The sequence below is a fragment of the Autumnicola tepida genome (assembly GCF_031846485.1).
Lineage (GTDB): Bacteria > Bacteroidota > Bacteroidia > Flavobacteriales > Flavobacteriaceae > Autumnicola > Autumnicola tepida.
Map to the genome: position 1 here is coordinate 1 of NZ_JAVRHQ010000015.1, position 11,410 is coordinate 11,410.

The 11,410-nt window shown below is 39.2% G+C and carries 7 protein-coding genes; 2 read left to right on the forward strand and 5 right to left on the reverse strand.

The features are described from left to right. Positions 1-728: 728 nt before the first annotated feature. From RM553_RS12380 to RM553_RS12390, 3 genes are all read right to left on the reverse strand, one after another. Positions 729-2,660 (reverse strand): putative porin, encoded by a 1,932-nt coding sequence (locus RM553_RS12380; protein WP_311535251.1) that lies wholly within the window; start codon positions 2,658-2,660, stop codon positions 729-731. A gap of 109 nt (positions 2,661-2,769) precedes the next feature. Beyond that, entirely contained in the window at positions 2,770-4,137 is a 1,368-nt protein-coding gene (locus RM553_RS12385; protein WP_311535252.1) for a RagB/SusD family nutrient uptake outer membrane protein, read from the reverse strand. Between the two features lie 5 nt (positions 4,138-4,142). Further along, positions 4,143-7,118: a SusC/RagA family TonB-linked outer membrane protein gene (locus RM553_RS12390; protein WP_311535253.1), complete on the reverse strand. Its 2,976-nt coding sequence runs from the start codon at positions 7,116-7,118 to the stop codon at positions 4,143-4,145. Between the two features lie 240 nt (positions 7,119-7,358). Here RM553_RS12390 and rnhB point away from each other — a divergent pair, with 240 nt between their 5' ends. Together rnhB and RM553_RS12400 are read left to right on the forward strand one after the other, a co-directional pair. Beyond that, on the forward strand, positions 7,359-7,955 hold the full coding sequence (gene rnhB / locus RM553_RS12395) for a ribonuclease HII (RefSeq protein ID WP_311535254.1): 597 nt from the start codon (positions 7,359-7,361) through the stop codon (positions 7,953-7,955). A gap of 25 nt (positions 7,956-7,980) precedes the next feature. Then, entirely contained in the window at positions 7,981-10,422 is a 2,442-nt protein-coding gene (locus RM553_RS12400; RefSeq protein ID WP_311535255.1) for a DUF3352 domain-containing protein, read from the forward strand. On the opposite strand, the gene lipB is transcribed toward RM553_RS12400, so the two are convergent. Both lipB and RM553_RS12410 read right to left on the reverse strand, forming a co-directional pair. Beyond that, positions 10,419-11,123: a lipoyl(octanoyl) transferase LipB gene (lipB, locus tag RM553_RS12405; protein ID WP_311535256.1), complete on the reverse strand. Its 705-nt coding sequence runs from the start codon at positions 11,121-11,123 to the stop codon at positions 10,419-10,421. The two genes, RM553_RS12400 and lipB, sit on opposite strands and share 4 nt — an antisense overlap. A 2-nt stretch (positions 11,124-11,125) precedes the next feature. After that, positions 11,126-11,284 (reverse strand): YqaE/Pmp3 family membrane protein, encoded by a 159-nt coding sequence (locus tag RM553_RS12410; RefSeq protein WP_311535257.1) that lies wholly within the window; start codon positions 11,282-11,284, stop codon positions 11,126-11,128. Positions 11,285-11,410: the final 126 nt, after the last annotated feature.

Genomic DNA, 11,410 nt, shown 5'->3' on the forward strand with positions numbered 1-11,410 from the left:
TATAAACTACGAATTAATCTGAAAGCTAAGCATTGGATTTTGCTTAAAATCATGTTTTTCACCCTTCCGTCTTCACCAGCTCCCGCTGATAAAGCCACCTTCCCTTAAAAAAGGGAAGGAGCCACACCTGAAAATAAGAGGAAGCCTTTCAAATAGCCAATATAGGCGTTTGAAATCTTCACCTTCCTCCTCATTTACGCTATCCTGGTTCTTGGCTCCTGTTTCCTGATTCAAAAAAATCCCCCGCAGATATCGTGGATTTTCGCAGAAATATGGCGATACCAAAATTTGACAATTATCGGTTTCCTTATTATGATCAGATCAAGTATTCACCTTTATAGGAACTCGTTATTTAAAAACAAGTTTGTTTGCCATCCGTCTTCATCAGCTCCCGCTGATAAAGCCACCTTCCCTTAAAAAAGGTAAAGGAGCCATAGTTCTGAACTTTTTGACTTTTAACTTTTCAACTTTTTTTTGCGTTAGGGATAGCAGCGGCATCCTTATAGCGGAATTTCGGGTACTGAATTTGATGGTTTTTCAAACTCCTTTATATACCCCATATCTCCCCCTACTCCAATAACCGCTATAAGATACAGCGGATAGCCCGGCCGCGACCTTTTGGGAGCGGAAACGCCCAAAACAAACATAATATAAGCAAAGGCATGAATCAGATACCCTAAATATGGTAATGCCTTACAGGTTCAGAAACGGTTAACGAATTAGCGTGGTTATATAAAAAAGTTCCACACCAGCCCAAAACGCACCAGGAAATCTGTATAAGGATAACCGGGAGCTGAGAAATTGTTATTGCCGGTAAGCAGGGAATTCACATTTTCGAGCTTAAAGAAGATCCTGGTTTGCCTTACCTTTCCGTTAAAAAAGAAATCAAGCACGGGATAGCCCCCTAATTCCTGCTCGTCCTGCACATAAAATTCAGCCAATACAGGGTCATAACCATTAATTTGGTAAGGTGAAAAGTATTTAAAAGTAAAGCCTGTTTGAAGATACAGTGCTTTATCAAACCAAAAATCTTTATAATAAATTGAATTTCGGGTAACAAAATCTGGCAGTTTTAAGGCATCTGTTCCATCAACCACATTTTGATACATGAGCGTGTGGTACATCCCAAATCTACCAAAATCGAATTCCCGTTCAGCCTTTATCCTGTAATAGCGCACCTGGCCAGCATACTGGAATGGTTTTACCTGTGCTGCACCCTCGTTTAATCCAAAATAGGTGTAATTCTGAATTTGGGTAAGATTGGCTTCCGCTTGAAAAAGTTTTTTGGAATTTAATCTAAAATGAAGGTTCTGAGAATTGATATTATCATAATCATTCTGCCAGTTGTAATTTATATAATCACTTTGATAAAGCAGAAAATTATAGTTGGGTGCCATGCTACTCTGGTTAAGGCCAAACGCAATCTGATTATCCTCGTCTAAAGCATAAGACGCAGTTGCCATTAGGTAATTTCCGGAAAATTCGCCGACAACATTTAGGGAAGCCTCGGCATCAAGGTTAAATCCGCCTATGTTTTTTTGATATTCCCCGCCTATGGAAAGCGTTCCCCCATTCAGCTTATTGGTAATCACCTCTCCATCCTCCAACACATAAACAGAATTATATCCATAATCAAAATGTTTATAAGCGGCCCTGGCTTTTAACCTTCCCAGGATATTATTTTTAAAGGTGACATTGGCTTCATTATAAACCTCCTCAAGCCGCACCTGGTCCCTGAGATTGGAACTCTCAAAGGATTCCCCAAAAACCTCCTTCTCTGCCTGAGTCTGATTAAAAGTATATTTTTTGTAATTAAAGTTAAAAACATGGCCAAAGGAAAGGCTGTTAAGACTATCAGTTATAGGATTAGTAAGGAAATATTCGTGTTCCAGGTAAAATCTTTTCCCGTTAAGGGTATTTTCAGCATTTTCGAAACGTACATCCAAAAGGGAGCGGTCATCGAATTCTTCCTCTTCCCCAATGTATTGCTCCAGGGCCTGCTCGGTTAAACCGCCATTTTCTTCATTAGTCAAGTCGTGCGTTACAAAATGGGTACGCAACTGGTACTTCTTATTTGAAGTGTGATAATTTGCAGTAGTCCGGAAAATCCCGGTGCTGGTTAAATAGTGCTGATATTTCCCTAATGCACGCACCCCATTATAGGCAACTGAAAAATTAAAATTAGGAGAGGTATTTACGGTAAAAAATGCGTCCAGCTGCTGCCCCTGCTCTGGCACAGTTTTAAAATATAATTCAGTAAAAGGGGTGGGCACCCTGTAATAGGAAATATCTTCTACTTCAAAAAACCTAAAATGCCTCGCCCGTGCGCCAAAATCGGGCATGGTTTCATCAAATTCCACCTCATAACTTAAATGAGTATAAGGTTGACCGGTATTGTTAAATGGCAAAAGTTCAAAGTTGTCTTTCCGGAGGTAATTGAACTTGTAATCTTTTTGAATAGTAAGCGAGGTATCCACAAAAGTGGTATCATTTTCATAGGAAATGATCTTATAATCCTGAACGGGTGGTTTTGCAACACTGTCCTGTACAGCATTTTCTTCAGAATCTGTACCGCTGCCCTCCAGGGCCCTTCCTCTTTGCTGAGCAAATGTATGGAGAGTAAAGAGGCTAAAGAAAATTACAAACAGATAGTTTTTCATCGTTTTTATTAAACTGCAACAAAAGTATAATATTATATGAAATGAGCCAGAAATAGCTAGAAACAAAAAAACCACCCGGTTTGGGTGGTTTGGAATACACGTTTTTCGATCAATTCCCGTATCCGGGATTTTGTGTAATATTTGAGTTGGCATCAATTTCATTTAACGGAATTGGAAAAGCCAATCTGTAATCACCATAAGGAATGGTCTCACTAATATTCTGAAGTGGTGAAAGTTTCTCTACATCCATTTCATACCTTAAAAGATCCCAATAGTACAGACCTTCAAACACAAATTCTTTTCTTCTTTCCATTAAAATATTATCAACATTAACTTCAGAATAAAGTTCTGCATTTCTGGCTTCAGGAATTTTGTTTAACCAGATTAAAGCTTCAGCCGTTTCTCCTAACTGGAAGAGAGCTTCGGCATAATTTAAGATTACCTCTTCGTATCTTATAACAATAATGTTTGCACCTATATTAGGGTACTTCCCTATGTTTCTTAATTTTTCTCCTTCATAACCTAGTATATCTGCTCTAACATCACCATCGTCATAAAGATCCATAACTTCAGGAATCACTTCAATATCTCCATAAGTACTTCCCCTGTAAATAAAGTCAATCCTATCACTTCCCGGATAATCGGTTGTGCTTTGGGCAATTTCAAAAATGGAATTAGTGCCGCCGTCATCATCAAAAGAAGAAACATAAGCTTCTGCAGGTACTATAGAGTAAATTCCTGAATCGATGACAGTTTTAGCCGCATCCCTTGCTTCTTCCCACATTTCAAACTGAAGCGCTACTCTGGACTCCAGAGCTTTTGCCGTGTACTTTGACATAAATTCCTTTGAAGTATCAAAATAATCTGAGTTCATCATTTCAAAAGCGGTTTCTAAATCACTCATAATATTTTCCACATTGGAATCTACAGAATCTCTAGAAGGGAAATCATTGCCTCCTTTAAACTCAGTCACGTATGGCACTCCTAAATCTCCACCAACATATTGCTGCCCGTAGGTTAGCAATAAATCATAATGAGCAAGTGCCCTTATAGCATAAGCCTGCCCTTTGATATGCTCTCCGTAAGCCTGATCTCCTTCCAAAGTTGATACATCTGTACCAATTAAAATATTAGCAATAGCAATTACTGAATAAGCGTTATCCCACATGTAAACTGAATTAGGCAGATAAGCAAATGCTGCTTCAGTAGTAAACCTACCAGATGTACCATTTGCAAATACATTAGGGGTGCGAACTTCATTAGTTACCAAATAGTCCCTGCCGTAATAGCCAGCGGCAGACATCCTGTTATAGGCTCCTTTAATAAGCCCTTCCATATCTCCTACAGCGAGAATGGCATTTTCTGACTCTTTTGATTGTTCTAAGGACGGATCTAAATCATCTGTTGAACACGCTCCTGTGATTGCCAGGGCAACTAACAGGACAACGTAGTAGAATTTATTTATATATCTTTTCATAATTTTTAAAGTTTTAAATTAATGCCAAATACAACTGATTTAACAGGAGGAGTGGTAATAGTGGTAAAACCACCAGCATCCACCTCTGGGTCATGCAGTAAGTAATCATCTTTTACCCAAGTGTATAAATTAGTTCCTCTTACGAACAACCTTGCACTACTTACACCAATTGTGGCAAGCGCATCTGCGTTTACATCATAGCCAAAGGTCACATTTCTTAAACGAAAATAATCGCCATCATGTAAAAACTTCGTACTGTAAGTCCATGGTTGATAAGCATCAACTACTTTAGAAACCCTGGTAATGTCTCCTGGTTGTTGCCATCTATCCATAAGTGAAGAATAACCATTATATGTAGCCGTTTCATATAAGTTAGTTTGATTTAAATACAAATGCCATGATTCATATACTTTATGCCCTCCTGCATAATAGCCTGAAGCGTCAAGGAAAAAGCCTTTAAAATCAACATGAAGGTTTAAACCTGCTGTTAGAGTTGGCAGGGCACTACTACCCTGATAAACTCGATTAGCTTGGGTATATGTTGTAGTAACTTCACTACCCGCTCCATTGGTATAATATGTATCAACACCAGTATCAGGATCTACACCAGCCCAGGTTGGCAAAAACCATTCATTAATCATTGTTCCGGAAGCTGAACGCTGGTAGGAAGTGTTAGGACTGATAACCGGAATCTCATTTCCATTAGCATCTTCAGCAACTTCTAATACTTCGTTATCCACTGTTCCTAAATTACCTCCAATGTTGAAATTAAAATCTCTGGATCTTATTACATCCACGTTAAGTTCTGCCTCAAAACCACTGTTTTCCATGCGACCTATATTTCGTACCTGTTGGCTAAAACCAGTAGTATAAGACAATGGAACTTCTAACAATGCATCTTTTGTTTCTCTTCTATAGTAGCCAAAAGATCCCGTCAGCCTATTTTGCAATAAACCAAACTCAATACCCGCATCAAAGGTATAACTGGTTTCCCAGCTTAAATCCTCATTTCCGTATCCTGCAGGATAAGAAGCCCCAGTACCAGCATAATCTGCATCATAATTAAACAATACCTGATACAGGTTAATATCGATATTCGCGTTCCCCGTTTTACCATAGGAGGCGCGCAATTTTAGATTATTTACCAAATCATTTCCATCTAGAAACTCTTCTCTATGTAAATTCCAGGCAGCACCAACCGACCAAAAATCTCCCCAGCGGTTTTCTTTGGCAAATCTTGAATTCCCTTCGCGACGGAAAGTACCGTTAATAACATATCGGTTATCATAATTATAGGCGGCCGTACCCAAATAAGAAGCCACCGCCCAATCTGTAAATTCAGACCCTACCGCAGTAGGATTACCTGAAGAGGCCAGGTTAGTCAAGCCGTCGGTAACAAAATTATCCCCTTCAGCCTCAAGGAAGCGTCGGTTATATTTCTGATACTCCTGAAGCAATTTAAAATCAAAGTTATGGTCTCCTAAATTCATTAAATAATCTACGGAATTCTGAATTACATAAGTAGCAGTATTACGAGCAAATTCATAACCATATCCATCAGTATCATCACCATCTCCGGAAACACGGTTATTATAAGATTTATAATTAAAAACCTGATAATCTATAGATACCCTTGAGGTAAAGGAAAGATTTTCAACAGGAGTCATCCACCTCAGAGAGTTATTGGACAAAATTCGTGTAAATCTTGACTGGTCAATATCATTTTCTGCAATGAACAGAGGGTTTGGCAAACCAGTATTTAAGTTATAGGTTCCATCTTCATTAAAAGCCTGATCCAACGGCGACGTGAAATATTTTGCCGTATGAGGGGAAGAAAAGTACGCACTCCCTTCAAGTAGGCCATCCTGAAAAGAATGAGAAGCTGTATTTGACGAACTGAATTCAAAGCTATCAGAAATATCTTGGGTTAGATTCAATGACCCCGAAATTCGATCAAAATCTGAACCTATAACTGTAGCTTCCTGTTTATAGTATCCCAGAGAAGCATAGAAAGTATGTTTTTCACTACCCCCATTTGCAGAGATTGTATGTTCCTGAATAGGAGCGTCGTGATTAGTCACAAGTTCCTTCCAATCAGTCTCTGGCCTCCCTGCTTCATTCCAGGCAATATATCCCGCGGCATCACCAAAATTCTCAAGTTCGTAAGCCCTTGCTTCTTCCATAGAATTTAATTCGTAACTATTCATAATCCCTTCGTAATACAAAGTCTCCCTTTGAGCACCTGTTAAAGGATCGGGACCATCAATGGCATTATTAGTAAATCCATAATAAGAACTTACATTTATAGCTGTTTTACCACTTCTTCCCGTTTTAGTAGTAATAACAATCACTCCATTTGCTCCTCTGGCACCATAAGCTGCAGTTGCGGAAGCATCTTTTAAAACAGTAATACTTTCGATATCACTCGAATTTAAACTTGCCAAACTTGAAAAAGAAGAAGTTCCATTATCATCAGTTCCAACAAGATCGGTACTGATAATTGGCACCCCATCTATGACATACAAAGGTTCGTTACCAGCTGTTATAGAACTAATCCCTCTAATCCGGATATCCTGCACAGCACCCGGTGTACCAGAAGAACTTGCTATTTGAAGACCTGCAACTTTCCCCTGTAAGGCCTGATCTACAGTAGCCATTGGTGTTTGCTGAAGTTCATCAGAACCGATTTGCACAGCAGAACCTGTTAAATCCTCACGTCTCTTAGAAACATAACCCATCACTACTACTTCTTCCAACGCCCCAGTGTCAACTTTCAAATTAATATTATAGGTATTGGATGATCCGACCAACACCTCCTGTGGCTCAAACCCGATGTAACTATACACTAAAATGGAACCAGGCTCCACAGAAATGGAATATACTCCATCAAAGTTGGTTTGGACACCATTTCTTGTACCCTGTACTACTACATTCACTCCTGGAAGAGGTAAACCCTGATCATCCGTAACAGTACCTGTCACAGTTTTTTCTTGTGCAAAACTTATTTGCACGACTAACACCATTAAAAGCGTTAGCATTCCTTTTAATCTTTTTTTCATTATTTATTTAATTTGAATTAGCCAGCGCCAAAAATCATAATAAATTCTTAATAATACAAACTATATTTCAACATTTAACTTCTTCTACATCTATTCCCATGGAGAAGAGACCTTGAATTTTTATTAATTTTGAAACCTCAATTGCTAAAAAAATAACTCCCTATGCTCAGAAGATTTAAGTCAGAAAAGCTTACCGCCGGAACCGATGAAGCAGGGCGGGGTTGCCTTGCCGGACCCGTTACAGCGGCCGCCGTTTTGTTACCCGATAATTTCCGGCACCGGTTGTTAAATGATTCTAAAAAAACCAGCCTTCAAAATCGCAATTTCTTAAGAACCGAAATTGAAAAAAAAGCGGTCTGTTTTGGAGTTTCCCATATTTCCATGGAAGAAATTGACAAGATCAACATTCTTAATGCTTCCATTTTAGGCATGCACCAGGCCCTGGAAAAGTTATCTTCCTGTCCGGAATATATTATTGTGGACGGGAATAAATTTAACACTTATAAGGATGTTCCCCACGAATGTATTATAAAAGGAGACGGTAAATACTTTAGTATAGCCGCAGCTTCTATCCTTGCAAAAACATATCGGGATGAATATATGGAGAAAATTCATGAAGAATTTCCCATGTACAACTGGAAACAGAATAAAGGTTACCCCACTCGGGAACATCGCGAAGCTATCCGTGAATTTGGGATTACCAAATACCATAGAAAAAGCTTTCGGCTTTTACCTGAACAGTTGGAACTGGCGCTCTAATACTTTAGATTTGACCTAAAAATTCATGAAAAGAGTTTTACTCTTTATTTTTCTCCTATGTATAATAAGCTGCCAGAACCCGGCGGAGAAAAAAATCCGCCCTGCTGACTATCTTCCAGAAGATGTTGCCATTATTGTAAAATCTCCCGACATCAACGGCTTCTTAAATAATTATTCTGAAAATTCCTTTTTAACCGAAAATCCCTTTTTTGATCAGTTTCAGTCCAGTAACAGGCTGAATTTCCTTGATGTTATAGAAACCGCTGAAGAATCTTTTCTCTGTTTTTCAGATTTTGAAAAACAGCAACCTGATTATATTTTCATTTCCGGGCGGCCACCCCAATTAAAAAGTTTTGATTCTATTCAAAATAGATCTGTAGAAACGATAAAAGAAGATAACTTCGAATTCAAAAAATACAATTTTGAAGGCAGTATCACCTATACTTTTTCCCAAAAGAACCTTTTCCTGGCCAGTAACTCCTCAGGCTTTATCAAAGAGACGCTTCAACAGAAGAATTTGCCAAAACCTGCACTTCAGAAAATCATTTCAGCAACAGAAAAAAATAAAACTTCCCTTATTCTTAACCATCAAAAGCTGCCATACATATTAAGGAGTATTTTTCCGCAGAAAGAGTTTGAAAATCTGGGAGCAACTTCCACCTGGAGCGAGGCAGAACTGGAAATTGAAGCTGAGAACATCCATTTTAACGGATTGCTTACTACCACGGCTAACCCCGCCTCCATTTATTCTGTTTTTCAAAATGCCGGCCGCGGCAGTTCAAAAATGGCAGAAATTGTGCCTGCTTCCGTGCAGGCTTTCTCTTCTTTTTGTTATGAAAATTTTGAAGGTGTCCAGAAGAATCTTCAGCAATTGCGCGGCGATACATTAACAACTCATTTATTTTCAAATTCTTCGGAATTTGGGATGATTTATCTTAAAAATGCTCCTGTTTTTGCTATTAGAAGTAATGAAGCGGAAAGCAGCAATATTCTTCTGAAGCAATCCAGTGCTGAAATTGGTGATTTTCGAGGCCTCTCTATTTTTCAGCTTCAGGAAAACCCGGAAACGCTGGAAATTTTTCATCCTCTTATTACTCTTCCTAATGCAAAATACTGGGCACAAATCAACAACTTCATAATTTTCGCTGAGCAACCTGCAGCGCTGGAGGAAATCATTTCGGCTTCCCAAAACAACCACACTTTAAGCGTACAGGAATCTTATCAGGAAACATTACAGCAACTTTCTTCCCAGTCTTCATTACTATTTGTGGCCAACGGTAAAAATTTCCTCCCACTTTTAGCTGAAGAAGCCGATGCAGATTTGAAGGAAAAAATTTTGAATATGCCGTTTCATAGTAAAATTGCGGCACTGCAGCTGGTAAGGGAAGATGATTTTTTCCACGTTCATGGCATTATAAACACTTCAGAAAAAACTCCTGAAGAAACCTCCGCCCCAGCGGAGATTTTAAATATCACCCTGGAAGACCAGTTATCTACACGCCCATTTTTCATTAAAAACCATCTTACCAACCAGGAAGACATTGCCGTACATGATATCAATAACACGCTTTATCTTATTTCCAATGAAGGTCAGGTTTACTGGAAAAAGCAATTAGAGAACAGGGTAACAGGAGAAATTCATCAGGTGGATTTATTCAAAAACGGGAAATTTCAACTAGCCTTCAGCACATTGCACGCCCTACATGTAATTGACAGAAATGGCAATCCTGTTGCGCCTTTTCCTCTGGAGTTCAAAGATGAGATCACCCAGCCGCTCGCTGTTTTTGATTATGACAATAACAGGAAATACAGGTTTATAATCACACAGAATTCCAGGGTTTATATGTACAATAAGAAAGGAAAGATTGTAAAAGGCTTTGACTTCAAAAAAGCAGGAGCTGAAATCACAAATCCTCCAAAGCATATTAGAATTGGAACAAAAGATTATATTCTTGTTCCGGAAGCTTCGGGCAAAGTAAATGTTTTAAACCGACAGGGACACACCCGCGTCCCGGTAAAGGAAAACTTTAAGCCTTCTGGCAATGAATGGTGGGAATATCAGCAAAATTTTATCTCTGCCACTCCGGAAGAACTGGTTAAAATTGACGAAAAGGGAGGTGTAAAAAAGCAAGTCTTAAATACAACGGAAGAAACTAAAATTGTTGCAACGCCAGAAATCCTGATAAGTTTTTATGGCAATCTGCTCAAAATTGAAGATACTTTAATTGAAATGGACTATGGAGTGTACACTTCTCCCCAGATTTTCAAGATAAATAATGAAACCTTGATTGCTATTACTGATAAGCAGGCAAAAAAAGTTTATATTTTCAATAGAGCTGGTGAGTTACTACAGGGATTTCCTGTTTTTGGAACTTCACAAATAGATTTGAGCAACATCAACCTTGACAAAAAACCTGAATTTACCGTACAGGGAGAAGAAAATGAAATCCTGGTGTACCAGTTTTAATCCGCAAGAATTTCTGCCTCAAAAAGGGCAGCAAAATGTTTCAGAAGTTTTTCCTGAACTTCATCTAAAGGAACCTCCTTTTTGCCCAATTCCACATTTAAAGAAGTAACGGCTTTGTCCTGGATTCCGCAGGGGATGATATTGTCAAAATATCCCAGGTCGGCATTTACATTCAGGGCCAGGCCATGCATGGTTACCCAGCGGCTGGCTCTAACTCCCATCGCACATATTTTTCGGGCAAAAGGAGTCCCCACATCCAGCCACACACCGGTTTCGCCTTTGCTCCTTTCTGCCTTAACCCCATAACCCCTTAAGGTAAGGATCACGGTTTCTTCAAGCAGGCGAAGGTACTTATGGATATCGGTAAAGAAATTGTCCAGGTCTAAAATGGGATAGGCAACAAGCTGGCCGGGGCCGTGATAGGTAATATCCCCGCCGCGGTTAATTTTGTAAAAACTGGCATTTTTCTGTTCCAGTTCTTCTTCTGAAATAAGTAAATTTTCGGCATCCCCGCTTTTCCCCAACGTATATACATGCGGATGTTCCACCAGCAACAGGTGGTTACCGGTTTCCAGATTGCTGTTTTCCCTGCGGTTCTTTATCTTAAGGTCCAGCGTTTCTTTAAATAATTGCTCCTGATAATCCCACACCTCCTTATAATCCTTTAAACCGAGATTTTGAACCTTTACCTTCTTGTTCATGCCTACCTGTTTGGGTTGTTCAGAATAATAAGCGCCGCGATCACGCCGGGAATCCACCCCAGCAAAGTAAGGATAAAAACAATGATAATGGAACCGCAGCCTTTATCAACAACCGCCAGCGGCGGGAACAAAACCGAAAGAATAACACGCCAGACGCTCATTTTCAAAAATTGAATTACAGCTACAAAGATAGAATTAAAATTTCGGGTTTCCCTTGCATTGGTGGATAGCCTGATTGTCATTATATTTGCATCCGCGCAAGGCATAAGCCCGTGAAAATTCAATTA